Here is a 25170-nt window from a genome sequence, read left to right on the forward strand (position 1 = left end):
GACAAATCGCGGTGAATACTCGAAGTGGGGTGTTCCGAGTAAAAACAATTGGCCGTCGGGTGTGCAGTGCGCACAACGATGAGTCACGCCCAAGTCTAGGGAGAAAACGGCATGAAGGAAGCCACCAAGGGGGCGGCCTCGGAAGCGCTCGCGCATATGCTGGCGGTGACGGCGATGCTCGTCATCGCCAGCATATTGTTCTACGGGCGGTAGTTAGAGTTTTAGAGCTTTCGTCATTCCGGGGTGGCTCTCGCACAGGCCAGGCCCAGAATACCCGTTCCAGGCTCGGTCCTTTGGACCGCCCCCGAATGACGGATCCGCTACTTTCCCTTCGTGAAGAACGGCACCAGCCTTCCAGCAAAGAGCTTGAAGCTCGCGGTGACCGCATCGCCGATGGCGAGATCGTTCTCACCATGGGCCATCATGCGAAAACCCTCGGCGCAATCGACCAGCAGGATGTTGTAGGGCACGTGGGCCCGCGTCTCCGGTGTAGCGGCGCGGCAGACCAGCGAGGTCGCATAGACCCTGCCCTTGCCGCTGGCGCGCGCCTCGCGCGGATTACTTGTTCCACAGGCGGCGCAGAAGGCGCGCCGGAAATACTGCACATGGCCGCATGCGGTGCAGGTCTGAAACGTGATCGCCTGCTCGCCTTTGGTCCAGTCTGCGATTCGTTCGCTCATCGCACACGCTCCAGAAACATGCTGACGTGGGACGACAACACGCCACCGTCGCCGTGCAGGAGCGCGATCGAGGCGTCGCGCACCTGACGATTCGCAGCGCGCTCCGTCATCTGCAAATGCGCCTCGACCAGATGCGCCATCGCGCCGCCGACGCCGCAATGGCCGTAGCTGAGCAACCCGCCATGGGTGTTGAGCGGCATCGCGCCGTCGCGGCTAAAATGGCCGGCACGCACGCGGGCCGCCGCCTCGCCGCGGCGGGCAAGGCCGAGATCTTCCAGCAGCATCGCGAGCGTGATGGTGAAACTGTCGTAGATCGCGGCGTAGCGCACATCGGAGATCGCCAGGCCCGTGACCTCCTTGGCGCGTGCGATGGAGATTTCCGCGCCGAGCTCACTCAATGCTGGCGCAGCCGTGACATGCTGGTGGGTGTGTGCCTGCGCGCAGCCGCGAATGCGCACGCCGGCCTCGCCCGTTCGTTCCCGGCTGATGACGAAGGCGGCGCCGCCGTCTGACACCGGACAGCAGTCGAGCAGCTTGAGCGGCATCGCCACCGGCTTCGAGGCCATGACGTCAGCAACGGTGATGGGATCGTGGAATTGCGCGCCGGGGTGGGAGCAGGCGTGCGCCCGCATCAGCACCGCGAATTCGGCGAGGTCCTCTTCGGTCACACCGTATTCGTGCATGTAGCGCGTGGCGACGAGGCCGTAATAGGCGGGAATGGTGGCGCCGAGCGGCACCTCGTAATCGGGATGGCCGACCTGCGCCAAAGCCTGTATCGAGGCATCGCGGCTCTGCCCGGTGAGGCGGTTCTCACCGGCCACCACGAGCACGTTGCGCGCGACGCCGGCGTCGACGAGATGATGCGCGAGCATGGTCATCGCGAGGCCGGTGGCGCCACCGACCTGAACGGCGTGGGCGTAAGACGGGCGGATGCCAAAATGCTCGGCGAAGACGGTCGCCAGCATGATGTGCGGCGAGACGGTGGAGTAGCCGCAGAGGATGCCGTCGATCTCGGAACGCTTCAGTCCGGCATCGTCGAGCGCGGCTCGCGCCGCTCTGCTCATCAGGTCGAGCGAGGACGAACCTTCGTGCTTGCCATAGGGCGTGAGGCCAACGCCGGTGATGAAGCTCATGGGGCCCTCCCTACTCCAGCGCCGAACGCGTGACGCCGTCGCGGACCATGGCCGCGATCTCGTCTGCGGAGTAGCCAATCTCGCGCAGGATCTCCGCGCCGTGCTCGTTGAGTCGCGGGGCGAGACGCACCGGCTCTGCTTCGGTCTCCGACCAGCTCGCGGTGACCTTCATGCTGCGGATCGGGCCCTCGGTCGGATGGTTTACGACCGGGAAGAAGTTGGTCGCCTCCAGATGTTCGTCGTGCAGGATCGACGCGAGATCGTGCATCGGCATGACCGGCACGTCGGCCTTGGTGAGGAGCTCGATCCATTCCGCCGTGGTGCGCGTCTCGAAGATGCGGGCGAGCTCGGCATAGACGACGTCGATGTTGGCGGCGCGGCCGGCGAAGGTCGCGAATTTGGGATCGGCGCGCAGATCGGCGCGTCTCGTCGCGTTGAAGAAGTTTTCCCATTGCTTGTCATTGTAGACGATGACGCTGAGATAACCGTCAGAGGTCTTGTAGGGCCTGCGATCGCGCGAGAGATGGCGGGCATAGCCGCCCTTGTCGAGCGGCGGCTCGTAGGTGAGCCCGCCCATGTGGTCGCCCATGACAAAGCCGGCCATGGTCTCGAACATCGGGATGTCGACGCGCTGGCCGCGCCCGGTGCGGTCGCGATGCACGAGGCTGGCGCAGATCGCGCCGACGGCAGTGAGGCCGACGATGCGGTCGACCAGCGCGTTCGGCACGTAGCGCGGCACGCCGTCGCCGGTCTGCGCCATCAGCGCGGGCAGCGCGGTGGCGCCCTGGATCAGGTCGTCATAGGCGGGCTTTGCGGCGTAGGGGCCGTCCTGGCCGAAGCCGAACACGCCGGCATAGACGAGGCGCGGATTGATTTTCGAGACGACGTCATAGCCGAGCTGGAGCCGCGCCATCGCCTGTGGACGGACGTTGTAGACGAGAACGTCGGCGTCCTTCAGCAGCCGCAACACGGCCTCGCGCCCCGCCGGCTTCTTCAGATCGAGGCAGATCGAGCGCTTGCTGCGATTGGTGTTGAGGAACACCGGACCCATGCCGGCGTGACGGGTCGGGCCGATCAGGCGGGTGACGTCGCCATCGAGCGATTCGACCTTGATGACGTCTGCGCCGTAATCGCCGAGCATCTGGGTCGCATAAGGCCCCATCAGCACGGTGGTCATGTCGATGACCTTGATGCCCTTCAGCGGCCCCATTCGTTCGCTCCCGATTGCGCGGGCTCGCATTGGCCCGCGATTTCGGTCCAGCTAAAGGCAGTGACGCCGCGCACGCAAGGGCGGCCAGCGTATGGCCGCATGCGCAGGCCGATGCTTGCTGCTATTTCTTCTGGCGGGATTCACGGACCTTGAGGAGACGGTCGAGCTCTTCGTTCTGCTGGTTGATGCGGTCGGCGATCCGCGACTCGTTCTGCTCGCCGGAGGCGGCCGCGGCCTGCTCGATGAGCTGGCGGATATTGTCCTCGAGGATCGCGATGCGATCGTTGAGGGCTTCCATGGAGAGTGAATCTTCGTAATCATTGCTCATGATGCATCCCCTGCAAATCAAAGAGCAGTAAGGTGGGCAAAGCGAAACGTACCCACCATGATCCAACGCAAAGAAAAAGGTGGGCACGGCGCATAGCGCCTTTGCCCACCCTACAAGGCTTACTTCAACGGCTCCAGAACGGAAACGTAGTTGGCCACCGCGGCACCGCCCATGTTGAAGATGCCGCCGAGCTTTGCGTTCTTCAGCTGCATGCCCTCGGGCGCTTGCCCTGCCAGCTGCATCGCGGTCATCACATGCATGGAGACGCCGGTGGCGCCGATCGGATGGCCCTTGGCCTTCAGGCCGCCGGACGGATTGACCGGCAGCTTGCCGTCCTTGAGCGTCCAGCCTTCCTTGATGGCGCGGGCGCCCTGCCCCCGCGGCGTCAGGCCCATCGCTTCGTACTCGATCAGCTCGGCGACGGTGAAGCAGTCGTGGGTCTCGACAAAGGAGAGATCGGTGAGCGCGACGCCGGCCTTCTCCAGCGCGCGCTGCCAGGCGACCGTGCAGCCCTCGAACTGGAGGATGTCGCGCTTGCTCATCGGCAGGAAGTCCTGGGCGTGCGCGGTGGCGCGGAAGCCGATCGACTTGCCCATGCCCTTGGCGATCTCGGCATCGGCCAGCACCAGCGCGGCGGCGCCGTCGGAGACCAGCGAGCAGTCGGTCCGCTTCAGGGGGCCGGCGACATAGGGGTTCTTCTCGCTCTCGGCGCGGCAGAACTCGAAGCCGAAATCCTTGCGCATCTGGGCGAAGGGATTGGCGACGCCGTTCTTGTGGTTCTTGGCCGCGATCAGCGCCAGCGCATCGGACTGGTCGCCGTATTTCTGGAAATAGGAGCTGGCGATCTTGCCGAACACGCCGGCGAAACCGCCGACCGTGTCGCCGTCCTCGGGCAAATAGGATGCCTTGAGCAGGTTCCTGCCGATCTCGGCGCTTGGCGTGCGGGTCATCTGCTCGACGCCGACCACCAGCACGATCTTGGCCGCACCGGCGTCGATCGCGCGCAGGCCCTGATGCACGGCGGCAGATCCCGTGGCGCAGGCGTTCTCGACGCGGGTGGTCGGCTTGAAGCGCAGCTTCGGGTCGGCCTGAAGCACCAGCGAGGCGGTAAAGTCCTGCGGCGAGAAGCCGGCGTTGAAATGGCCTAGCACGATCTCGTCAACATCGCCGGCCGATATGCCGGCGTCGGTCATCGCCTCGTTGGCGACGCGGGTGACGAGGCTTTCGACGGTTTCGGTGTCGAACTTGCCGAACGGCGTATGCGCCCATCCGACGATGCTGGCGGTCATGGTCATTCTCCCTAGTCTTGTCTGGCTCAAGTCTTAGCCCATAGATAACGAGACTTCACCCGGCTTTCAGGGCCTGGAGGGTGCGCTGGCAGATGGCAGTTATGCCGGCCCAGTTCCCGGCCCTGATCTCCGCCGTCGGGCACAGCCAGGACCCGCCGACCGCGACCACGTTGGGTTCGGCGAGCCAGGTCGCCGCATTGGCCTCGCCGACCCCGCCGGTCGGGCAGAACCGCACGTTCGGAAACGGCCCGCCAAGCGAACGCAGGCCTTTGATGCCGCCGGCCTGCTCGGCCGGGAAGAATTTTGCGACATCGAAGCCATAGGACAGCGCCATCATCAGCTCGGACGCCGTGGCAATGCCCGGCGCGAACGGCAAGGCGCTGTCGGCGGCGGCTTTGAGCAAATCGGGGGTCAGGCCCGGGCTGATGCCGAAGGCGACACCGAGCTTCTCGACACGGATGAAGTCGGCCGGGTTGATAATGGTGCCGATGCCAACGACCGCCTCGGGCACCTCGGCCATCATCGCCCGCGCGGCCTCGATCGCAACAGGGGTGCGCAGCGTCACCTCCAGCGTGCGGACCCCGCCGGCAACCAGCGCCCGCGCCAGCGGCACGGCATCCTGGATGCGCTCGATGGTGAGGACGGGAATGACGGTCGCGGCCTTGAACAGCGCGACGAGGTGGTTCTGTTGGGCAGTGGTGGTCATCTTGGCTTTCGTTTCACTTGGTCGCTTGACGCGTGGTCGCCGGCCGGTGCCGCTTCTTCGGCGGCATGGCATAGCCCGGAATGATGGCGCCGGGATAGCAGATCACGAGGCTCGCCAGCCGATGCCCGGCCTGGGCGGCCTCGACCGGATCGGAACCGGCGAGCCGGGCGGCGATATAGGCCGCGGCAAAGCTGTCGCCGGCCGCCGTGGTGTCAACCACGGGTTTGGTCATTGGTTCGGCGCGGACCTCGCGGGTCCCGCCCGGGAAACGCAGCAGGCTCACCGGCTCGGCCAGCCGGAACACCAGTTCGGGCGTCGGGATGCGCGCCATCAACTGGTCATGGCTCTCGCCGGGATAGAGCGCGTGCAGATCCTCGGTCGAGGTCAGCACGATGTCGGCGACCGCGAAGGCTACGGCAAACACCTCGCGCGCGACATCGCGGTCGGGCCAGCCGCGGGCGCGGAAATTGGTGTCAAAGACAAAGCGCGTGCCGAGCAGGCGCGCGCGCTTGATCGCCGCGAACAGGCGCTCGCGCCCGGCCGCATCGTAGATCGAGAGCGTGATGGCGGAGAGATAGACGATGTCGTAGCTCATCAGCGAGTTGAGCAGCTCGTCCGTCTCCGGCAGGCTCATCAGCTGGCGCGCCGCCGCACTGTCGCGCCAGTGGAAGAACTGGCGCTCGCCATTCGCGTCCGTCTGGATCATGTAGAGGCCGGGCAGCTTGCCCGGCAGACGTACCACGCGCCTTGTGCCGACGCCTTCCGCATGCCAGGCCGCGATCATCTCATCGCTCAAGGCATCGTCGCCGAGCGCGGTGAGATAATCGACCTTGACCTCGAGCCGCGCCAGATACACCGCCGTGTTGAGGGTGTCGCCGCCGAAGCCGCGCGAGTAGAGGCCACCGCCCTGCCCGGCCTGCCCACCTTGGGCCTGCCGGAGCTCGACCATACATTCACCGATGCAAGCGACGCTCGCCATCGTCCTATCCACGCTGTTCATCTGGTACGTCAGGCGACGAAATTGCCGCCGAGCTCGTCGTCGATGTGAATACGGATGATATCGTCAAACGTCTTCTCGGCGGTGGTGAAGCCGAGCTCGAGCGACCGCTTGGCGTTGAAATTGCGCGGCCAGCCGCCGACGATGCCGACGATGAAGGGATCGGGCTCCCGCTTGATGCGGGCTGCGACCTTCTCGCCCGCGACACGCTTCAGCGCCGCGATCTGCTCGCCCACCGTTGCGGAGAGGCCCGGCATGGTCAGGTTGCGGCGCGGGCCGACGGTCGCGAGATCCATGGTACCGGCGTGGAGCAGGAAGCCGACGGCGGAGCGCGGCGTGGCGTGCCAGTGGCGGACGTCCTCGGACACCGGCAGGACCGCTTCCTTGCCGGCCAGCGGCTCGCGCAGGATGTTGGAGAAGAAGCCCGATGCCGCCTTGTTGGGCAGGCCCGGCCGGATGCAGATGGTCGGCAGGCGGATGCCGATGCCGTCGAGAAAGCCGCGGCGCGAATAGTCGGCGAGCAGCAATTCGCCGATCGACTTCTGGGTGCCGTAGCTGAGCAGCGGCGTGTGGAAGAACTCATCTCCAATCGCCTCCGGGAACGGCGCGCCGAACACCGCGATCGAGGACGTGAAGACCACACGCGGCTTGTAGCCGCCGCCGGCGAGCCTGACAGCATCGAGCAGCATTCGCGTGCCGTCGAGATTGATGCGGTAGCCTTTGTCGAAATCGAGCTCGGCCTCGCCCGAGACGATCGCGGCGAGATGGAAGATCACGTCGGGACGGCCGGCGATCAGCTTTTCGGCGGCGCCGGCGACAGCGAAATCGCCCGACACGGTTTCGACGGCGAAACCGGCCTTCTCCGGCTTCTTGGGCTCGACCACGTCATGCATGGTCAGCTTGGTGATGTCGCTCTTGCCGAGCCGGCCGTCGCGCAAGAGACGTTCACACAATTTGCGGCCGACCATGCCGGCAGCGCCCAGAACCAGAATGTGCAAGAGCCTACTCCTTGTTGTTGTCGGAGCGCCTCAGGCCTTGACGTTCTCCCGGGCGCTCTCATGGCGGCCCGTGATCACTCCTTCACGGCGCCGGTCATTGCCGACACATAGTACTCTACGAAGAAGGAATAAAGGATAACTACGGGGACCGAGCCGGTCAGGGCCGCCGCCATCAGGGCGCCCCAATGGTAGACGTCTCCATTGACGAGCTCGGTGATGGCGCCGACCGGAATGGTCTTGTTCTCCGACGAGGAGATGAAGGTCAGCGCGTAGATGAACTCGTTCCAGGACAACGTGAAGGCGAAAATGCCGGCCGAGATCACGCCGGGAAGCGACAGCGGCAGCGTGATCTTGGTCAGGATCTGGAGCCGCGTCGCGCCATCGATCAGGGCGCACTCCTCGAGCTCATAGGGGATGGTGCGGAAATAGCCCATCAAGAGCCAGGTGCAGAACGGGATCAGGAAGGTCGGATAGGTCAGGATCAGCGCCAGATTGCCGTCGAACAGGCCGAGCTGGAACACGATCGCCGCCAGCGGAATGAACAGGATCGAGGGCGGCACCAGATAGCCGAGGAAGATCGCGAGCCCGACATAGCGCGAGCCCTTGTAGCGCAGACGCTCGATCGCATAGGCCGCGCAGACGCTCGCAAACAGCGAGATGAAGGTCGAGGACACCGAGACGATCACGGTGTTCCACATCCACAGCGGATAATCGGTGTCGAAGAACAGCTTCTTGATGTGCTCCAGCGTCGGATGCGCGATCAGGAACGGATTGTATTTCTCGTAATCGTACATCTCCGCATCCGGCTTGAACGTCGTCACCGCCATCCAGTAGAACGGGAACAGCAGGAAGACCATGATCAGGCCGAGCGGGAGATAGACGCGCAAGAATTTCCGCGGAAAGCTCTCGAGGTAGGACATGCCCTCGGTTTGGTCGATGGTCGTCATGGTCAGTCCCTCCCGCCCTGCTGCCAGCGCGAGCGCTGAAGCCCGAAGAAGCTGAGCAGGATGGCTGCGACCAGGAACGGGATCATCGCGTTCGAGATCGCCGCGCCCTCACCGAGATTGCCGCCGGTGATGGCGCGCTGGAACGACAGCGTCGCCATCAGATGCGTCGCGTTGATCGGCCCGCCCCGGGTGATGGTGTAGATCAGCTGGAAGTCGGTGAAGGTCATCAGCACCGAGAACGTCATCACCACGGCGATGATCGGCGACAGCATCGGCAGCGTGATGTGGCGGAAGCGCTGCAAATTGGTGGCGCCGTCGAGATTGGCGGCCTCGTAGAGCGACGGCGAGATCGTCTGCAATCCCGCCAGCAGCGTGATGGCGACGAAGGGCACGCCGCGCCAGATGTTGGCGATGACGACGGACCAGCGCGCGTTCCAGGGATCGCCGAGGAAATCGATGTAGTGGGTCAAGAGGCCCGCCTTGATCAGCACCCAGGAGATGATCGAGAACTGGCTGTCATAGATCCACCAGAACGCGATCGCCGAGAGCACCGTCGGCACCACGAATGGCAGCAGCACGATGGCGCGGACCATCGACTTGAATGGCAGCCGCTCGTTGAGCAGCAAAGCCAGATAGAGTCCGATCGCGAATTTCACGATGCTCGCAAACACCGTGTAGAAAATGGTGTTGAACACCGACAGCCAGAACACCGAGTCCTTCGACAGCGAGACGAAATTCCGGAAGCCGATGAAACGTCCGACGCCGCCGATCTTGGTGTCGGTCATGCCGAGCCAGAATCCGAGCGCCAGCGGATAGGCCAGAAATAGCACGAGGATGGCGATCGCCGGCACCATGAACATGGCGCCGAGAAAGTTCCGGCTTTCGAACGCCCTGGACCACAGGCTGCTGCGCTTGACGTGCGCCGCGACGGGCTCGGCGATGACCGCCATGTCGAACTCCCCTCAAAGAACAGAAGCGGCGTCCGGAGAACCGGACGCCGCGCAGATTGAAGCTGATCAGACCTGGTAGTAGCGCTTGGCGCGCTCGGCGGCGCGGGCGGCTGCTTCCTTCGGCGTGGCCGAGCCGGAGGCCGCCTCCGCGAACATGTCGACCACGACGAAGTCGCCCATGACGGCGGCCGAGGCGTAGCCGAGATCGCCGGCATAGCCGTTGTCGCGGCAGCGCTTCAGACAGTCGCGGTACGGCGTGATCTTGGGATCGGAGGTCCAGACCGGGTTGTCGTTGTAGGCCGGCAGCGGCGGCGAGACGTAGCCGTTGGAGGCGACCTCCCAGGCGTCGTAGTTCTCCTTGTCCATCATGAACTTGATGTATTCCTTGACCGCCTTCGGATACTTCGAATGCTTGTAGCCGTAGTAGACAAGCACGTTCTGCTGCTCGGTCGAGACGCCCACGGGCCCGATCGGCATCGGCGCGTGGTTCATGTCCTTGGCGATCTCCTGCTGCTTGGGATCAGGGGAGTTCTTGCCGACGGTCCAGATCGAGATGCCGTTCAGGGTCAGGCTGAGCTCGCCGTTCAGGAAGGCCTTGTTGTTGTTCGAGTCGTTCCACGACAGCACGCCGGGGATGAACGTGGCATAGAGCTGCTTGACGTATTCGATAGCGGCGATCGTCTCGGGCGAGTCGATCACGACCTCGTTCTTGTCGTTGACGACCTTGCCGCCGAACGCCCACAGCGCCCACTGGCACCAGCCGTTGGCATCGCCCGTGGCATGGCCGAGCGCAAAGCCGGCCGGCGTGTTGTTCTTCTTCAACGCTTGGCACAGCTTGAGGAAGCCGTCGGTGTCCTTGGGGAATTCGTCGAAGCCCGCGGCCTTCACGTGGCTGATGCGGTAGTTCAGGCAGCCGCCGGTCGCGCCCTGCGGAATGGCGATCCAGCTATTGCCCTTCTTCCCGTAGCGCTCGGCCACCGGATACCAGCCGCCATACTGGGCGCCGAGATAGGTGGCGACATCGGTCATGTCGATCAGCTTCTCGGGGAATTTGAAGGGATCGTCGAGCGTTCCGACGATGAGATCGGGACCCGCGCCGACATTGGCGGCGACCGCGGCCTTCGGCCGGATGTCCTCCCAGCTCTCGGCCTCGAGCTTCACCTTGATGCCGGTCTTCTCGGAGAACTTCTTGGTCTGCTCGGCGAACTTGTCGAACTCGGCCTGGATGAACTGCTTCCAGCGCAGGACGCGAATGGACGCATTCGGCTCCGGCGTGTTGGTCCACTCCGCCGCGCGGACCGGAACAATCCCCGGGCCGGCGAGCAGGGCTGCGCCGCCCAAGCCGGCTTTAAGCACACTTCGCCTGTCGAAATCGCTCATCGTTCTCTCCCTGATTTTTTAATTGTATTTGGCAGTCTTACGTCACGAAACGCCGCTAAATGCGTTTGCCTGTCGCCTCGTCGAACAAATGCACCAGCGCCGGGTCCGGCTTCAGCTTGACCTTGTCGCCCGGATTGAACTGGTGACGCTCGCGGAAGACGGCGACGACCTGCTCGCCGCCGACCTTCGCAAACACCTGCGTCTCCGAGCCGGTCGGCTCGACCACGATGATCTCGGCATCGGCGCCATCATCGGCAATGGTGAAATGCTCGGGACGGACGCCGTAGACCACCGGCTTGCCGTCGGACGCAGCCGGTGCGTTCTTGAGCGGCAGCTTGACGCCGTTCGGTCCCTCGAAGGTCGCAACGCCATTGACGCGCACATGCCCTTTCAGGAAGTTCATGGCCGGCGAGCCGATGAAGCCCGCGACGAACTGGTTCTCCGGCTTGTCGTAGAGCTCGAGCGGCGTGCCCATCTGCTCGACGATGCCGTCGTGCATGACGACGATCTTGTCGGCCATGGTCATGGCCTCGATCTGGTCGTGGGTGACGTAGACGGTCGTGGTCTTGAGCCGCTGGTGCAGCTCCTTGATCTCGGTGCGCATGGCGACGCGCAGCTTGGCGTCGAGGTTCGACAAGGGTTCGTCGAACAGGAACACCTGGGGATCGCGCACGATGGCGCGGCCCATCGCGACGCGCTGGCGCTGGCCTCCGGAGAGCTGGCGCGGATAGCGCTCGAGCAATGGCGTCAGTGCGAGGATTTCGGCGGCGCGCTTGACGCGCTTGTTGATCTCGTCGGAGCCGGCGTTGCGCAGCTTCAGCGAGAAGCCCATGTTCTCGCCGACCGTCATGTGCGGATAGAGCGCGTAGTTCTGGAACACCATCGCAATGTCCCGCTCCTTGGGCTGGACATTGTTGACGACGCGGTCGCCGATCGAGATCGTGCCGGAGGTGATGTTCTCGAGACCTGCGAGCATGCGCAGAAGCGTCGACTTGCCGCAGCCGGAGGGGCCAACCAGGACGACGAACTGGCCATCCTCGATCGGGATCGACACGCCGTGCAGGACTTCAAAATTGCCGAACGATTTCCGCACGTCGCGGATTTGCACAGACGACATCTAGCTCCCTCCTCCGACAAAAGGCGACGCACCTGTCGCGCCGCCACCGTCTTGTTTTTCTGAACTTCGCCGAACCGAAGCCCGCTGTTAGCAGGCGACATTGTCGGCAGTTTGTGCGGCTTTGGCAATTTGTCTTTGGTTAGTCGTTGCTGGTAGCGCTGTCAACGTTCCTTTGTTTGCGGGAGTGACTGTGTTAAGAGCAACAAATGGGTCGAAAGCGCACCAAGTCTGGCAAGATTCGGCTGGCAGAAGTCGCCGAGCTCGCCGGCGTCAGCCCGATCACGGCGTCCCGCTTCTTCCGTAATCCGGAGGCGCTGTCGGTCGCCAAGCGGACGCGGGTCGAGAGCGCGGCCAGGGAGCTCGGCTATGTGCCCAACCTTGCGGCACGGGCACTCGCCTCGCATCGCACCGAGGTGATCGGTGTCTTGATTCCGTCATTGACCAACAACGTGTTTTCCGACGTGCTGCGCGGCATCTATGACTCCTCCGAAGGCAGCCGCTACTCGATCCAGCTGTCCAACACCCGTTACAGCATTCTCCAGGAGGAGAAGCTGCTCCGCCTGTTTCTTGCGCAGAAGCCGGCCGGGCTGATCGTGACCGGGATCGACCAGACCGCGGAATCGCGCGCGATGCTGGAGGCGGCCGACTGCCCGATCATTCAAATCATGGAGATCGGGCCGAACCCCGTCGACATGATGATCGGCTTTTCACACTATGACGCAGCGCGTGCGGCGATTGCGCATCTGTTCGCCCAAGGCCGCCGCAGAATCGGCTTCGTCGGCGCGCGTATGGACCCGCGGGTGCAGCGCCGGCTCGACGGCTACGTCTCCGCCATGAAGGACGCCTCCCTGTTCGAGCAGCGCCTGATCGTCACGACGGCGACGCCGACCTCGGTGACGCTCGGCGGCGCGCTGTTCACCGATCTTGTGGCGCAGGTGCCGGACATCGACGCGGTGTTCTGCGCCAATGACGACCTTGCGCTCGGTGTTCTCTTCGAATGCCGCCGCCGCGAGATCGCGGTGCCCGAGCAGATCGCGATCGTCGGCTTCAATGATCTCGAATTCATGGCGTCGGCGGTCCCGACGCTGACCAGCGTGCGCACCAACCGTTACGAGATGGGCCGGACGGCCGCGACCATGCTGATCGAGGCCATCGACGGACGTCGCCCAGAGCGGCCGGTGCTCGACCTTGGCTTCAAGGTGATGGAGCGCCAGAGTTCGTCGCAGCATCGTTCGGACAGCAGGCCAGCCGTTTCCGGCGCCGGTGCATCGAACAAAATGATAGCGTTACCAAGTGGCCATGACTAGTATCGCACTTGTGAGGAAACGACCCGCCAACGGGCAGGCAGACCATCGCTCACGCCGTTGGGCATCGCACAAGCCGACAACCAAGACCTACGCCGGTGACCGACGCCAGTGCGTTTGCATTGCAGGAGAAACCAATGACAAAAAAGCCAACCAATGGGCATGCGCCCGCCGGTAACGGCACCCGCCGCCACCTTCGCTCGCAGGAATGGTTCAACAACCCGCACAATCCGGGCATGACCGCGCTCTATATGGAGCGCTATCTGAACTACGGCCTGACCCGCGCCGAGCTCCAGTCCGGCAAGCCGATCATCGGCATCGCGCAGACTGGTAACGACCTCTCCCCCTGCAACCGCCATCACATCGAGCTCGCGCACCGGGTGCGCGAAGGCATCCGCGAGGCCGGCGGCATTGCGATGGAATTCCCGACCCATCCCATCCAGGAGACCGGCAAGCGCCCGACCGCGGCGCTCGACCGCAACCTCGCCTATCTCGGCCTGGTCGAGATCCTCTACGGCTATCCGCTCGACGGCGTGGTGCTGACCACCGGCTGCGACAAGACCACGCCGGCCTGCATGATGGCGGCCGCGACCGTGAACCTGCCGGCGATCGTGCTGTCGGGCGGCCCGATGCTCAACGGCTGGCATGCCGGCGAGCGCACCGGCTCCGGCACCATTGTTTGGAAATCTCGCGAAAGACTCGCCGCCGGCGAGATCGACTATGAAGAGTTCATGGAGATCGTGGCGTCCTCGGCACCCTCCGTCGGCCATTGCAACACCATGGGCACGGCGTCGACCATGAACGGGCTTGCCGAAGCGCTCGGCTTCTCGCTGCCGGGCTGCGCGGCGATCCCCGCGCCCTATCGCGAGCGCGGCCAGATCGCCTACGAGACGGGAAAACGCGCCGTCGAGATGGTCTGGGAAGACCTCAAGCCGTCGGACATTCTGACGCGCAAGGCGTTCGAGAACTGCATCGTGATCAATTCGGCGATCGGCGGCTCGACCAACGCGCCGATCCACATCAACGCGCTGGCCCGTCACATCGGCGTCGAGCTGTCGATCGACGACTGGCAGAAATTCGGCCACGACGTGCCGCTGCTGGTCAACATGCAGCCGGCCGGCTTCTATCTCGGCGAGGAATTCCACCGCGCCGGCGGCGTGCCGGCCGTGGTGCGCGAATTGATGAAGCACAAGCGCATCCATGAGGACGCGGTCACGGTGAACGGCCGCGGCATCGGCGAGAACTGCAAGGATGCGCCGGTGCCGGACAACGACGTGATCCGGGCCTACGATAAGCCGCTGGTGAAAGACGCCGGCTTCCTGGTGCTGAAGGGCAATCTGTTCGATTCCGCGATCATGAAGACCAGCGTGATCTCGAAGGAATTCCGCGACCGCTATCTCAGCAATCCGAAAGACCTGAACGCCTTCGAGGGGCGCGCGATCGTGTTCGAGGGTCCGGAAGATTATCACGAGCGAATCGACGATGCTTCGCTCGACATCGACGAGCGCTGCGTGCTGTTCATCCGCGGCACCGGCCCGATCGGCTATCCCGGCGGGGCCGAGGTCGTGAACATGCAGCCGCCGGCAGCGCTGATCAAACGCGGCATCCACTCTCTGCCCTGCATCGGCGACGGCCGCCAGTCCGGCACCTCGGGCTCGCCGTCGATCCTGAACGCCTCGCCGGAAGCCGCCGCCAATGGCGGGCTCGCGATCCTCAGGACCAGCGACAAAGTGCGCGTCGACCTCAACAAGGGCAGCGCGAATATCCTGATCTCGGACGACGAGGTGAAGAAGCGTCACGCCGAGCTGATGGCCAACGGCGGCTTCAAGCATCCGCCGAACCAGACGCCGTGGCAGGAGATCTACCGCAACACCGTCGGCCAACAATCGACCGGCGCCTGCATGGAGCTCGCCACGCGCTACCAGAACGTCGCCGGCACGTTTGGTGTGGCGCGGGATAATCACTAGGAAAGATCGTCATTCCGGGATGCGCCGTAAGGCGCAGGCCCGGAATCCATACTCCCGATCGTGGTTATGGATTCCGGGCTCGCGACTACGTCGCGCCCCGGAATGACGACAATAAACAAAAGGAGAAAAACAACATGGCAGATCGCCTCAAGGGAAAGCGCGCCGTCATCACGGCTGCGGCAGCCGGTATCGGCCGCGCCTGCGCCGTCGCGTTCGCGCGTGAAGGCGCAACCGTCATCGCGACTGACATCAACGAAGCCGGGATTGCGGGCCTGACCAAGGACGGCATCGCTGAAGTGGCAAAACTCGACGTCCGCAACACCGCCGACGTCAACGCGTTTGCGAAACGAATCGGCAAGATCGACATCCTGCTCAATGCGGCCGGCTTCGTGCACCACGGCACCATCCTGGAGTGCTCGGAAGAGGATTTTGACTTCTCGTTCGACCTCAACGTCAAGTCGATGCACCGGACCATCAAGGCCTTCCTGCCCGAGATGCTGGCTGGCGGCGGCGGCAGCATCGTCAACATCTCGTCCTGCGCAGCGCTGCGGCCGCCGGCGAACCGCTATGTCTACAGCTCGTCGAAAGCAGCCGTGTCGCTGCTGAGCCGGGCAGTCGCGCTCGACTTCATCACCAAGGGCATCCGCTGCAACTCGATCTGCCCCGGCACCGTCGAGACGCCGTCGATGCTCGACCGCGCCGCGGCGCAAGGGCCGCAGGGCAAGGAGATGTTCATCTCGCGCCAGAAGATGGGCCGGCTCGGCACCGCCGACGAGATCGCCTCCATGGCGGTCTATCTCGGCAGCGACGAGAGCGCCTTCACCACCGGCGTCGACCTCGTCGTCGACGGCGGCTACATGCTCTGACGCCAGAGGCCAGCATGAACAGGATCGACCTCAACGGCCGCGCGGCAATCGTCACCGGCGGCGCGCAGGGCTTTGGCCGCGCCATCACCGAGCGCTTCGTCGCCTCCGGCGCCAAGGTCGCGATCTGGGATTTTGACGCTACGCTGGCCGAGAGAACCGCCAAAGAAATCGGCGGCGAGACCAAGGTCTTCAAGGTCGACGTCACCGACACCGCGGCCGTCGAGCAGGCGCGCGATGCGACACTCGCCGCGTTCGGCAAGATCGACATCCTCGTCAACAACGCTGGCATCGCCGGCGTCAACAAGCCGGTCTGGGAGACCGATCTGGAGGAATGGCGCAAGGTGCTGCGCATCAACCTCGACGGTCCCTTCATCGTCTGCAAGGCGATCGTGCCCGTGATGCTCAAGCAGAAATACGGGCGGATCGTGAACATCGCCTCGATCGCCGGCAAGGAAGGCAATCCGAACGCCTCGCATTATTCGGCCTCCAAGGCCGGCCTGATCGCGCTGACGAAATCGCTCGGCAAGGAATTGGCCGCACATGACATCCTCGTGAATGCGGTGACGCCGGCTGCCGCCAAAACCGCGATCTTCGACCAGATGACGCAACAGCATATTGATTTCATGCTGTCGAAAATCCCCAAGGGCCGCTTCGTGCTGGTGGAAGAGCTCGCGGCGATGGTCGCGTGGCTTTCATCCCAAGATTGTGGCTTCTCCACCGGCGCGGTGTTTGATATTTCCGGGGGACGGGCGACCTACTGAAGCATGGCCGCCCAAGGGGGCGGCCATGGACTTCAGACGTCGGGATATTGTGAAGCTCGCGGCCGGGGCATGTGCGCTGCCGCTGGTCTCGCGCGGCGCATTCGCGCAGCTCGCGCCCAATCCGCCGAGCATCCGCCCGCCCTCGCCGGCCGAGCGCGGCGCGATGGGCGGGCTCGCGCGCGCCTTCATGGACAAATACAGCGTGCCGGCGCTCTCCTTTGCGATCGGCTATGCCGGCGCGATCGTGCACCAGGCCGCCTTCGGCGTGGCCGATCGCGAGCAAAACGAGGCGGCGACGCCGCAGCATCTGTTTCGCATCGCCAGTGTCAGCAAGATGATCACTTCGGTGACGCTGTTCCGGCTGATCGAGGAGAACCGCCTCAAGCTCACTGATCGCGTGTTCGGCCCCGACGCGCTGCTCGGCACCGACTACGGCGCGCCGCCCTACTCGCCCGGCATCGACCAGATCACGCTCGAGCATCTCCTGACCCATACCGGCGGCGGCTGGAGCAACGACAACCGCGATCCCATGTTCACGCATCCGCACATGGATCATGCACAGCTGATCTCATGGACGCTCGCCAACCGGCCGCCGGGCCAGCATTACGCCTACTCGAATTTCGGCTATTGCGTGCTCGGACGGGTCATCGAAAAACTCACTGGCCAGCGTTATGCCGAGCATGTCCGCGCCGAGGTGCTGGCGCGCTGCGGCGTCACCGACATGACGATTGCGGGCAACACGAGCGACCAGCGCCAGGCCGGCGAGGTCGCCTATTACGACCGGGTCGAAAACCCCTATGAGATGAATGTCAGGCGGATGGATTCCCATGGCGGGTGGATCGCGACGCCGACCGACCTCGTACAATTCCTGATGCATGTGGACGGATATGCGCGCCCCGCCAACATCCTGCGGCCGCACACGATCCAGACCATGACCACCGCGCCGAGCTACAGCCCGGACTACGCTAAGGGTTTTTGCATCAACAATTCGGGCAATTGGTGGCACAATGGCAGCCTGCCTGGCACCTCTACCATTGCGGTCAGGACCCATGGCGGCTTCTGCTGGGCTGCCTTCACCAACACCAGGCGGCCGAACACCAAGATGGACGACGAACTCGACGAGCTCAACTGGAGCATGGCGCGCCAGGTCAGCGAATGGAAGGTGGCCTGAGCCATGATCCGGGAAGGTGGATGCCTGTGCGGCGCGGTGCGGTTCAAGGCGGAGGGCGAGCCGCTCAACGTCCGCGTCTGCCATTGCCGACTGTGCCAGAAGGCGATGGGCTCGCCCTACTTTGCGCGTGCGCAGTTCGACCAGAAAGCGCTGACCGTCGAGGGCGAGACGGGGCGCTATGCGTCATCCGAAAACATCGACCGCGTGTTCTGCAAGCAGTGCGGCACGCGGCTGTTCTCCTGGCGCCGCAACGGCACGCTGGCGGGCGTCGCACTCGCGACTTTCGATGACCGCAACGCCTTTGCACCGACCGAGCATATCTGGGTCAGCGAGAAGATGGCGTGGGTCGAGATCGAGGACGGCATGATCCAATATCCCGAAACGATTCCTGCCTGATGAGAACGGACGAGCCGTGAACATCTCCCTCTACGACCTCTCCGTCTGGGTGCTGCCGGTGCTGCTCGCCATCACCTTCCACGAAGCGGCGCATGGCTTCGTGGCGCACCGTCTCGGGGACAACACGGCCTGGCAGCTCGGACGCGTCAGCTTCAATCCCCTCCGCCATATCGATCCGTTCGGCACCCTGATCCTGCCGGCGATGCTGCTGTTTGCGCATTCGCCGTTCCTGTTCGGCTATGCCAAGCCGGTGCCGGTGAATTTTCGTAATCTCAACAATCCGAAGCTCGACATGGTCTGGGTGGCGCTGGCCGGTCCACTCACCAACATCCTGCTGGCGCTTGCTACGGGCCTGGCATTCCATGCCTTGCCGCTTGCTCCGGCAAGCTCGGCGCAATGGATCGCGAACAACCTTGTGAATTCGCTCCGGATCAACGCCGTGCTGGCGGTCTTCAACATGATGCCGATCCCGCCGCTCGACGGCGGACGGGTCGCGGTCGGGCTGCTGCCCCGGCCGCTCGCTTTGCCCCTGGCGCGGCTCGAGCCGTTCGGCATGCTGATCCTGATCGCGCTGCTGATCGTGCTGCCTTTGGTCGGTTCCCGGTTCGGTCTAAATCTTGATGCTATTTCAGTAATACTGGGAACGTTGACCGATTATGTGATTCAGGCTGTTCTCTTGCTGACCGGCAATGCGTACTTGATGCAATACGCTTGACGATCCTGACGATCCTGCACCTGAAGACAAGCCGAAGGGCTCGAGGCCAATTTGGTCAAAGCTGCCGATATGCTGATCGCGCGACGCGCGGACACCCGTGCCCGCGCCGATTTTGCCACTTGGAAGATGATGGCCAAGCTGAATGGGTTATCGGCCCTGCCCGAGGACGCACAGGGCTTCCTCGCCGGTTACAAGAAGCTTCTGGAGCGGATGAGTGAGGGCGAGGCGACCGAGGCGGCCATCGCCGAGGTCTACAAATCCTACTATCTGGAGATGGGCGGCGGCGGGAACCCGCCGGACGTCCGCACCCGGCAGGCCGAGCCTGCGAAGGACAATGTTACCGCCTTCCGGCGCCCGGCGCCTAAGGCGAAGAAGGCCGGCTTCTTCGGGATGGCAGCGGTCAGCGGAACCCAGAAGCGCCCCCTCCCGGTGGCGCTGATCTTCGCCTGCCTGGTCGTGGTCTATGTCGGGATCAAGTTCTACTGGCGCTGACGGACACGCCGCTACTTTGGCGGCTTCTTGAAATTCACCGGCAGGCTGAAGGAGAACTGATCGTCCGTCAGCTCGGCCGGCGGAACCGGCACGGGATCCGAACGGCGCACCATGGCGATGGCCTCGTTGTCGAAAACGGAATCACCCGAGGATTCCGTCACATCGACGGAAACGACGTTGCCGCGGCGGTTCAGGACCAGGCTGAGCTTGACGGCCGTCGTCTTGTTCTTGTCCTTGGGGTAACGCTTGTGCAGCTCGAAATAGGCGCTGATCCGCTTGCCCCACTCGGCCGTCAGCTTGCTGATGTCCTTGCCGATGCCCTGGTGCGGTGCCGCCGCCTTTTCATCCTCGCGCGCGTTTTCGTTGAGCGTCTGCCTCGCCGAATCCTGGGCGTTCGGTGTCTCCTCGACCGCCTGGCTCTCGACCTTGGCCACCTTCGTGGTCTCCTCGACCGGCTTCTTGGAGTCGTTTTCGGTGACGAGGCGGTCCGGGTCCTCGGCTTCGTGAGGTATTTCCTTCGGCAGATCGGTTTCTTTGACCTCGGCCTGCTGCTGCATCTGCTGTGGCTGGTACTGCTGGGCTTCACTATCCGGCCCCGGCGGCAAGTCTGTCTCCGGAAGCTTCGGCGAGGTCATTTCGACGGCGAACTCGGCACCGTTGGCCCCAAGACCGTCGTCTGCCTCATCAGTCTGCAAATGCGACAGCGCCCATGCGGCACCGCCAAGATGTAGCCCGAGCGCCGCCGTTCCGGCCAGGACCCACAGCACAGCCAGGAGCCACAGCCGGGATCGTTTCACTTCGAGAACAGGATCGGACATCGCGCCGCCGTCAGGGTTTGACCGTATCCGGCGACGGCGCAGCCGCCGCAGGAGGCGCCTCCAGCGCCACCAGCTTGACCCGAGAATAGCCGCCGGAGCGCAGGATTTCCATCACGCTCATCAGCTCGCCATAGGGCACGGCGCGGTCGGCGCGCAGGAACACGTACTTGTCCTTGCTCATGTCGGCGAGCGCATCGAGCGAGCTGATCAGCTCGGTGCGCTTGACCGCGTTTTCCCCGATCGCCAACGTCAGATCGGGCTTGATGCTGACATAGGTCGGCTTGTCCGGCTTCTTCTGCGGCATTGCGCTCGACGTCGGCAGGTCGATCGGCAGATCGACCGTCGACAGCGGCGCGGCGACCATGAAGATGATCAGCAGCACCAGAATGACGTCGATGAACGGCGTGACGTTGATGTCATGCGTCTCGGAGAAATCGTCGTCGTCATCATTGTCTGTGAGCGAAACGGCCATGGTTCACTCCGCCGCGCGCGAATGCGCGCCACCGTGGGTGCGGTCGAGATCGCGCGAGAGCAGCCGCGCCGCCGCGCCCGAGGCGCGGTTGACGAGCTCGAGATAGCTCTTCGTCACGCGCGAGAAGTGGTTGTAGATGATGACCGCAGGGATCGCGGCGACGAGGCCGATCGCGGTCGCCAGCAGCGCTTCGGCGATGCCGGGCGCGACGACGGCAAGGTTCGTGGTCTGCGACTTCGAGATGCCGATGAAGCTGTTCATGATGCCCCACACGGTGCCGAACAGGCCGACGAAAGGCGACGTCGAGCCGATACTGGCGAGCACGCCCATGCCGATGCGGATGCGCCGCGCTTCCGCCCGCGTGATCTCCGAAAAGCTCGATGCCGCGCGCTCCTTGATGCCGGTGTCGCTGGACAGGCCGGCCGACATCCGCGCCTCACGCAACGCCGCCGTCAGGAACGATGGAAGGATTCCCTCCCTGGCGCCAAGCGCCATCTGCGCTTCGGCGAGCGAGCGCGCCTCCGCGATCTTCTTCAGCGCCGAACGCAGCTTGCCGGAAACGACCGAGAGCTCGATCGACTTGGCGATGAAGACGGTCCAGGTCATCAGCGAGGCGAACGCAAGCCCGATCATCACCGCCTTCACGATGATGTCCGCCGACATGAACATCACCCAGGGCGACAATTCCTTCATGGCCGGCGCGATGCCGGGTGTCGCATCGGGCTTCGCGGCCACTGGCGCGGCCGTGACAGACGCGGTCGGCGCGGCGACAGCGGTTGCCGACGGTGCAGCTGCCGGAGCCGGCGATTGTGCCGGCGCCGCCGGCTGGTTTGGTGTCTGGGCAGAAACAGGAGCTGCGAGCCAGGTCGCCGCCAGAACGACGGCTGCGGCGAGGCTTGCTTGGAAAGTTGTCTTCTTCATACTTCGGCCCAGTAGCGAATGAGGTTGTGATAGATACCCGTCAATTTGACTGTTTCGGGATCGTCGCGCCCGAGACGTTGCACCAGCGCCTGGATGGCGGTGTCGAGATCAAAGATCATGCTGCGGGCTTGATCGTCCCGTATCATGCTCTGGAGCCAGAAGAAAGACGCAACCCGCGCCCCCCTCGTCACCGGGGTGACGAGATGCAGGCTCGTGGAGGGATAAAGCACGCAATCCCCGGCTGGCAACTTGACTTCGTGCGAACCGTAGGTGTCCTCGATCACAAGTTCGCCACCGTCGTACTCCTCGGGCTCGCTGAGGAACAGCGTGACCGAGAGGTCGGTGCGGATGCGAAGGCCGGTCAGGCGATCGCCCCGGATCGCGTTGTCGACATGCAGGCCGAAATGGTGGCCGCTATCCGCCGCATAGCGGTTGAACAGCGGCGGGAAGATCTGGAGCGGAATCGCGGCCGCCAGGAACCGCGGATTCGACGTCAGCGCCGAAATGATGCGGTTGCCGAGCTTGCGCGCAACCTCGCTGTCCGGCGGCAACTGCTCGTTGCGCTTGACCATTGCTGACTGCGCGCCCGCGGTGGAACGGCCGTCCTCCCATTCGCTGGCGTCCATGATGCGGCGGAACTCCGCCACATCATCCTTGCTCAGGACGCCGTCTATGCATGTCAGCATGGCACCTCGTTATGTCTCCATCAGTAGCGCGCGGAAAGAACCAGATAAGCGGCGCGTCCCGGTGCCTCGAGCACGAACGGTGCCGCGCTCTGGTACAGCGCGTCGTAATAGCGTTTGTCGAAGATGTTGTTCACGAACAACTTCGCGGTCCAATGCTTGTCGATCTTCGCCTCAGCAAAGGCGTCGAAACGCCAGTAGCTCGGAATCGACGTGCCCTGGTTTGCCGCAAGCAAGGTGCCGCCGTAGATCTTGGAGCGGTACACCGCCTGCCCGCCCAGCTCCCACATGTCGGTGAGCTGGTACTTGGTCAGCATGCTGAACGACTGATGTGCAATGTTCGCGAGGGGCAACCCGACGTTCGACGCGTACAGTGTCGTGTTGGCCGGCGGCGCCATCGACTTCGTGACCTCCGACTGCATCAGCACGAGACCGCCGGTCACACTCCACTTGTCGGTGATCTTGCCACCCACGCCGAGGTCGATGCCGCGGACACGATAGGCCGCGCCGGCAGTAATGCACGAGACGGTCGTCGCCGGAGCCACGGGAGCATACGTGCAACCAAGCGCGCCAGCCGCGCTCACACTGCCGACATTCTGCGCCTCTCGCGCATTGTCCTTCGTGGTCTGGAACAGCGCGGCGGTCAGGAGCAGATGGCGGTCGAACAATTCCCACTTGGTGCCGAGTTCGATCGACTTGTTCTTCTCGGGCCCGAAGATCTGGGTATTGCCGCCGGCCAGGGTCGGATTGATGCCGCCATAGGCCGTGCTGGTGCCGTCGAACTCCGAGCCAACAGGGTTGGCGGATGTCGCATAGGCCACATAGACGCTGCCGTTCGGCAACGGCTTCAGGGTGAGGCCGAGATTGAAGTCCGGAACAAGGAACTGCGCCGACTGCTGGCCGAACGCTCCGGCCGCTGAATAGCCAGACGTCTTGATGCTGTAGTCGTCGTACCGGAAGCCGCCGTTGAGAATCACGAGGTCGCGGTAGTTGGCACTGTCCACCACATAGCCGCTGACGGTCTCAATTCCGATCTTGGTCGGCCTGCCTGTAAGACCTCCCGGTATCGGGAATGGAATGTCATTGAATTGCGGCCAGTAGACGCTAACGCCCGGCAATGAACCGGTGCCGGTAAAACTTGTCGTGCCCGTGGTGATCTCGGAGCCAAGGCCTGTATAGCTATCGATCGACGATCGCTCGTTGTCGTATTCGATGCCCGCAAGCAACGTATGACGGAAGCCGGCACCGTCGTTGAACTTATACGTCGCTTCCGTCTGATTGGCGAAAACGTCTGTGGCCTGATACCGGCTCTGCGGATTGGCCGACAGGGTCCACAATGCCGGACTGTTGCTGGTGATGACCGGCGATTCCGGCAGCGTGCCGATGTAGTTCTGCGTCGAGCGCGAGTCCCGGATCTTGTTGGTGAGCAACAGATCTGGCGTGACCTGGACTTCCGCATTGATCGTGCCGATGTCCTGGCCGGTCCTGTAAAAGTCGCGATTGACGAAGCCGTAGAAATTGTCGCGCTTGACGCCGAAGTCGGGGAACGGCCCGCCGGCGGCGCTTGTGGTGCTCGGCCGGTAGTAGGGCACGCCGAAATCAGGGATGCCGGTCAATTCCGTGTGGATGTAGTTGCCCGTAACCTTGATCGCGTCGGTCGGCGTCCAGGTGGTAGCCACAAAGGCGCCATCGCGATTGTCCTTGATCCGGTCTCGGCCCGCGACGTCCGCATCCTGGAAGAGGCCGCCTGCACGTATTGCGAGCGTCGGATTGATGACCTGATTAACATCCAGGGTCACCCGCTTGGTCATGTCGGTGCCAAACGTGGTGTCCATGTTGTAGAAGCTCTTCTCCGTCGTCGCCTGCTTGGTCACGATGTTGATCGCGCCGCCGGCGGTGCCGCGGCCGGCAAACGACGAGGCCGGGCCGCGCAGGATCTCGACCTGCTCGGTGAAGAAGTTTTCGCGCACGCTGACGCCGGCGTCGCGAACACCGTCGATGAAGATGTCGTTACGCGCATCGAAGCCGCGAATGAAGAAGCGGTCGCCGAAGGCGTTGCCGCCCTCGCCTGTGCCCAAGGTGACGCCGGCGGTGCTGAGGATCGCCTGTTTCAACGACGTGGCGTTCTTGTCTTCGAGCACCTCTTTCGACAGCACCGTCACCGACCTCGGCGTATCAACCAGCTTTTCCGGGAATTTTCCGGACGCCTGCATGTGGTCGACCTTGTACGGCGCAGCCGGATCCGCATAGGGATTGCGGTCCGCGGCCGGCGCGTTCGCGTCGACGACCGGGGCCTGCGCGGCCTGCTGGCGCTGCTGCGCCGCCCGGCGCAACGCGTTGCGGGCGCGGACCTGTTCGGGCGTGGGCTTCGAGGCCACGGGCCGCGGCCGTTCGACCGGCGCATCGACCGTCACCGGTGGCAGGTTCGACTGCTGCGCCTGCGCGCCGCTCGAGACTGATGCGACGGCAACAAGGCTTGCGACGGCAGAAACAGTCTTGCCGGTTGCCGAGTCGAAATTGTTGACCAATGATGTCCGTGCCGCGGTCGAACGCAACGACTGCGGTGCCCGTGCCATGCCCATCCTACGCCCCACTTCATTTCTATAATGTATCGCATTGCGACAATGCGACACATGGGTCGTATCGAGCGGGGCTAACTGGGTCAACGCAATCACGGCAATCGCATGTTTGAATCGGTCCAGATCAAAACGATTCTAAACTCAAGTTTGAAACGGTTCTAAACTCAAGTTTGTAAGCGTTCTAAACAGATCCGATGTTCTTCCTCGAGATGCTGATGGCACGCATCGCGATCGGTTGCTTGAGTAGCGGGATGTCTGCCATGGCAGACATCCCCGACGCGGAACAGAGC

25 protein-coding genes are annotated in these 25170 nt (G+C 63.8%); 8 read left to right on the plus strand and 17 right to left on the minus strand.

Annotation, left to right across the window (positions count from 1 at the left end):
- Positions 1 to 320: 320 nt before the first annotated feature.
- The 12 genes from IC761_RS21520 to IC761_RS21575 all read right to left on the minus strand — a co-directional run bounded on the left by IC761_RS21520 (position 321) and on the right by IC761_RS21575 (position 11735).
- Positions 321 to 680 carry a Zn-ribbon domain-containing OB-fold protein gene (locus IC761_RS21520; protein WP_195798634.1) on the minus strand — a complete coding sequence of 120 codons (360 nt, stop codon included), beginning with the start codon at positions 678 to 680 and terminating at the stop codon, positions 321 to 323.
- A complete protein-coding gene (locus IC761_RS21525; protein WP_195798635.1) occupies positions 677 to 1813 on the minus strand; it encodes a thiolase family protein in 1137 nt (378 codons plus the stop codon). The genes IC761_RS21520 and IC761_RS21525 overlap by 4 nt, the downstream gene beginning before the upstream one ends.
- A 10-nt stretch (positions 1814 to 1823) precedes the next feature.
- Positions 1824 to 3023, minus strand: a complete 1200-nt coding sequence (locus IC761_RS21530) for a CaiB/BaiF CoA transferase family protein (RefSeq protein ID WP_195798636.1) — start codon at positions 3021 to 3023, stop codon at positions 1824 to 1826.
- Positions 3024 to 3144: 121 nt separating this feature from the next.
- On the minus strand, positions 3145 to 3351 hold the full coding sequence (locus tag IC761_RS21535) for a hypothetical protein (RefSeq protein WP_195798637.1): 207 nt from the start codon (positions 3349 to 3351) through the stop codon (positions 3145 to 3147).
- Between the two features lie 119 nt (positions 3352 to 3470).
- Complete coding sequence (locus tag IC761_RS21540) at positions 3471 to 4640, minus strand: acetyl-CoA acetyltransferase (RefSeq protein ID WP_195798638.1); 1170 nt, start codon at positions 4638 to 4640, stop codon at positions 3471 to 3473.
- Positions 4641 to 4695: 55 nt separating this feature from the next.
- Positions 4696 to 5346 (minus strand): bifunctional 4-hydroxy-2-oxoglutarate aldolase/2-dehydro-3-deoxy-phosphogluconate aldolase, encoded by a 651-nt coding sequence (gene eda / locus IC761_RS21545; protein ID WP_195798639.1) that lies wholly within the window; start codon positions 5344 to 5346, stop codon positions 4696 to 4698.
- A gap of 13 nt (positions 5347 to 5359) precedes the next feature.
- On the minus strand, positions 5360 to 6325 hold the full coding sequence (locus IC761_RS21550; protein ID WP_195798640.1) for a sugar kinase: 966 nt from the start codon (positions 6323 to 6325) through the stop codon (positions 5360 to 5362).
- A 29-nt stretch (positions 6326 to 6354) separates the two neighbouring features.
- The gene (gene denD / locus IC761_RS21555; protein WP_195798641.1) at positions 6355 to 7341 is read right to left on the minus strand and encodes a D-erythronate dehydrogenase; all 987 of its coding nucleotides are present in this window, start codon (positions 7339 to 7341) and stop codon (positions 6355 to 6357) included.
- Between the two features lie 74 nt (positions 7342 to 7415).
- Positions 7416 to 8288 (minus strand): carbohydrate ABC transporter permease, encoded by an 873-nt coding sequence (locus tag IC761_RS21560; RefSeq protein ID WP_195798642.1) that lies wholly within the window; start codon positions 8286 to 8288, stop codon positions 7416 to 7418.
- A 2-nt stretch (positions 8289 to 8290) separates the two neighbouring features.
- Positions 8291 to 9238, minus strand: coding sequence for a carbohydrate ABC transporter permease (locus IC761_RS21565; RefSeq protein ID WP_195798643.1), 948 nt, complete (start codon positions 9236 to 9238; stop codon positions 8291 to 8293).
- A 66-nt stretch (positions 9239 to 9304) separates the two neighbouring features.
- Entirely contained in the window at positions 9305 to 10618 is a 1314-nt protein-coding gene (locus tag IC761_RS21570; RefSeq protein WP_195798644.1) for an ABC transporter substrate-binding protein, read from the minus strand.
- Positions 10619 to 10673: 55 nt separating this feature from the next.
- On the minus strand, positions 10674 to 11735 hold the full coding sequence (locus IC761_RS21575; protein WP_195798645.1) for an ABC transporter ATP-binding protein: 1062 nt from the start codon (positions 11733 to 11735) through the stop codon (positions 10674 to 10676).
- Positions 11736 to 11941: 206 nt separating this feature from the next.
- Here IC761_RS21575 and gntR point away from each other — a divergent pair, with 206 nt between their 5' ends.
- The 8 genes from gntR to IC761_RS21615 all read left to right on the plus strand — a co-directional run bounded on the left by gntR (position 11942) and on the right by IC761_RS21615 (position 19407).
- On the plus strand, positions 11942 to 13042 hold the full coding sequence (gene gntR / locus IC761_RS21580) for an HTH-type transcriptional regulator GntR (protein WP_195798646.1): 1101 nt from the start codon (positions 11942 to 11944) through the stop codon (positions 13040 to 13042).
- 134 nt (positions 13043 to 13176) lie between these two features.
- Positions 13177 to 15006, plus strand: a complete 1830-nt coding sequence (locus IC761_RS21585; protein WP_195798647.1) for an IlvD/Edd family dehydratase — start codon at positions 13177 to 13179, stop codon at positions 15004 to 15006.
- 134 nt (positions 15007 to 15140) lie between these two features.
- A complete protein-coding gene (locus tag IC761_RS21590; RefSeq protein WP_195798648.1) occupies positions 15141 to 15872 on the plus strand; it encodes an SDR family oxidoreductase in 732 nt (243 codons plus the stop codon).
- A gap of 14 nt (positions 15873 to 15886) precedes the next feature.
- Entirely contained in the window at positions 15887 to 16633 is a 747-nt protein-coding gene (locus IC761_RS21595) for an SDR family NAD(P)-dependent oxidoreductase (RefSeq protein WP_195798649.1), read from the plus strand.
- Between the two features lie 25 nt (positions 16634 to 16658).
- Positions 16659 to 17804 (plus strand): serine hydrolase domain-containing protein, encoded by a 1146-nt coding sequence (locus IC761_RS21600; RefSeq protein WP_195798650.1) that lies wholly within the window; start codon positions 16659 to 16661, stop codon positions 17802 to 17804.
- Between the two features lie 3 nt (positions 17805 to 17807).
- Positions 17808 to 18200: a GFA family protein gene (locus tag IC761_RS21605; protein ID WP_195798651.1), complete on the plus strand. Its 393-nt coding sequence runs from the start codon at positions 17808 to 17810 to the stop codon at positions 18198 to 18200.
- A 16-nt stretch (positions 18201 to 18216) separates the two neighbouring features.
- Positions 18217 to 18915, plus strand: coding sequence for a site-2 protease family protein (locus IC761_RS21610; RefSeq protein WP_195798652.1), 699 nt, complete (start codon positions 18217 to 18219; stop codon positions 18913 to 18915).
- Positions 18916 to 18984: 69 nt separating this feature from the next.
- Positions 18985 to 19407, plus strand: coding sequence for a hypothetical protein (locus IC761_RS21615; RefSeq protein ID WP_195804734.1), 423 nt, complete (start codon positions 18985 to 18987; stop codon positions 19405 to 19407).
- 11 nt (positions 19408 to 19418) lie between these two features.
- Here the strand turns inward: IC761_RS21615 and IC761_RS21620 are convergent, their stop codons facing one another.
- The 5 genes from IC761_RS21620 to IC761_RS21640 are packed head-to-tail and all read right to left on the minus strand — an operon-like array spanning position 19419 to position 24883.
- Complete coding sequence (locus IC761_RS21620) at positions 19419 to 20225, minus strand: TonB family protein (protein WP_195798653.1); 807 nt, start codon at positions 20223 to 20225, stop codon at positions 19419 to 19421.
- Between the two features lie 10 nt (positions 20226 to 20235).
- Complete coding sequence (exbD, locus tag IC761_RS21625) at positions 20236 to 20697, minus strand: TonB system transport protein ExbD (RefSeq protein ID WP_195798654.1); 462 nt, start codon at positions 20695 to 20697, stop codon at positions 20236 to 20238.
- A 3-nt stretch (positions 20698 to 20700) separates the two neighbouring features.
- Complete coding sequence (exbB, locus tag IC761_RS21630) at positions 20701 to 21618, minus strand: tonB-system energizer ExbB (RefSeq protein WP_195798655.1); 918 nt, start codon at positions 21616 to 21618, stop codon at positions 20701 to 20703.
- Entirely contained in the window at positions 21615 to 22304 is a 690-nt protein-coding gene (locus tag IC761_RS21635) for a Fe2+-dependent dioxygenase (protein WP_195798656.1), read from the minus strand. Before IC761_RS21635 ends, exbB begins: the two co-directional genes overlap by 4 nt.
- A 20-nt stretch (positions 22305 to 22324) precedes the next feature.
- Positions 22325 to 24883: a TonB-dependent receptor gene (locus IC761_RS21640; protein WP_195798657.1), complete on the minus strand. Its 2559-nt coding sequence runs from the start codon at positions 24881 to 24883 to the stop codon at positions 22325 to 22327.
- Positions 24884 to 25170 lie beyond the last annotated feature (287 nt).

The sequence above is a fragment of the Bradyrhizobium commune genome (genome assembly GCF_015624505.1).
Classification (GTDB): domain Bacteria; phylum Pseudomonadota; class Alphaproteobacteria; order Rhizobiales; family Xanthobacteraceae; genus Bradyrhizobium; species Bradyrhizobium commune.

What these genes read in the sequence shown, in the direction of transcription:
- IC761_RS21520 (WP_195798634.1), bottom strand. Translation starts at nt 680, where the DNA reads ATGAGCGAACGAATCGCAGACTGGACCAAAGGCGAGCAGGCGATCACG.
- IC761_RS21525 (WP_195798635.1), bottom strand. Translation starts at nt 1,813, where the DNA reads ATGAGCTTCATCACCGGCGTTGGCCTCACGCCCTATGGCAAGCACGAA.
- IC761_RS21530 (WP_195798636.1), bottom strand. Translation starts at nt 3,023, where the DNA reads ATGGGGCCGCTGAAGGGCATCAAGGTCATCGACATGACCACCGTGCTG.
- IC761_RS21535 (WP_195798637.1), bottom strand. Translation starts at nt 3,351, where the DNA reads ATGAGCAATGATTACGAAGATTCACTCTCCATGGAAGCCCTCAACGAT.
- IC761_RS21540 (WP_195798638.1), bottom strand. Translation starts at nt 4,640, where the DNA reads ATGACCGCCAGCATCGTCGGATGGGCGCATACGCCGTTCGGCAAGTTC.
- eda (WP_195798639.1), bottom strand. Translation starts at nt 5,346, where the DNA reads ATGACCACCACTGCCCAACAGAACCACCTCGTCGCGCTGTTCAAGGCC.
- IC761_RS21550 (WP_195798640.1), bottom strand. Translation starts at nt 6,325, where the DNA reads ATGGCGAGCGTCGCTTGCATCGGTGAATGTATGGTCGAGCTCCGGCAG.
- IC761_RS21560 (WP_195798642.1), bottom strand. Translation starts at nt 8,288, where the DNA reads ATGACGACCATCGACCAAACCGAGGGCATGTCCTACCTCGAGAGCTTT.
- IC761_RS21565 (WP_195798643.1), bottom strand. Translation starts at nt 9,238, where the DNA reads ATGGCGGTCATCGCCGAGCCCGTCGCGGCGCACGTCAAGCGCAGCAGC.
- IC761_RS21570 (WP_195798644.1), bottom strand. Translation starts at nt 10,618, where the DNA reads ATGAGCGATTTCGACAGGCGAAGTGTGCTTAAAGCCGGCTTGGGCGGC.
- IC761_RS21575 (WP_195798645.1), bottom strand. Translation starts at nt 11,735, where the DNA reads ATGTCGTCTGTGCAAATCCGCGACGTGCGGAAATCGTTCGGCAATTTT.
- gntR (WP_195798646.1), top strand. Translation starts at nt 11,942, where the DNA reads ATGGGTCGAAAGCGCACCAAGTCTGGCAAGATTCGGCTGGCAGAAGTC.
- IC761_RS21585 (WP_195798647.1), top strand. Translation starts at nt 13,177, where the DNA reads ATGACAAAAAAGCCAACCAATGGGCATGCGCCCGCCGGTAACGGCACC.
- IC761_RS21590 (WP_195798648.1), top strand. Translation starts at nt 15,141, where the DNA reads ATGGCAGATCGCCTCAAGGGAAAGCGCGCCGTCATCACGGCTGCGGCA.
- IC761_RS21595 (WP_195798649.1), top strand. Translation starts at nt 15,887, where the DNA reads ATGAACAGGATCGACCTCAACGGCCGCGCGGCAATCGTCACCGGCGGC.
- IC761_RS21600 (WP_195798650.1), top strand. Translation starts at nt 16,659, where the DNA reads ATGGACTTCAGACGTCGGGATATTGTGAAGCTCGCGGCCGGGGCATGT.
- IC761_RS21605 (WP_195798651.1), top strand. Translation starts at nt 17,808, where the DNA reads ATGATCCGGGAAGGTGGATGCCTGTGCGGCGCGGTGCGGTTCAAGGCG.
- IC761_RS21615 (WP_195804734.1), top strand. Translation starts at nt 18,985, where the DNA reads ATGCTGATCGCGCGACGCGCGGACACCCGTGCCCGCGCCGATTTTGCC.
- IC761_RS21620 (WP_195798653.1), bottom strand. Translation starts at nt 20,225, where the DNA reads ATGTCCGATCCTGTTCTCGAAGTGAAACGATCCCGGCTGTGGCTCCTG.
- exbD (WP_195798654.1), bottom strand. Translation starts at nt 20,697, where the DNA reads ATGGCCGTTTCGCTCACAGACAATGATGACGACGACGATTTCTCCGAG.
- exbB (WP_195798655.1), bottom strand. Translation starts at nt 21,618, where the DNA reads ATGAAGAAGACAACTTTCCAAGCAAGCCTCGCCGCAGCCGTCGTTCTG.
- IC761_RS21635 (WP_195798656.1), bottom strand. Translation starts at nt 22,304, where the DNA reads ATGCTGACATGCATAGACGGCGTCCTGAGCAAGGATGATGTGGCGGAG.
- IC761_RS21640 (WP_195798657.1), bottom strand. Translation starts at nt 24,883, where the DNA reads ATGGGCATGGCACGGGCACCGCAGTCGTTGCGTTCGACCGCGGCACGG.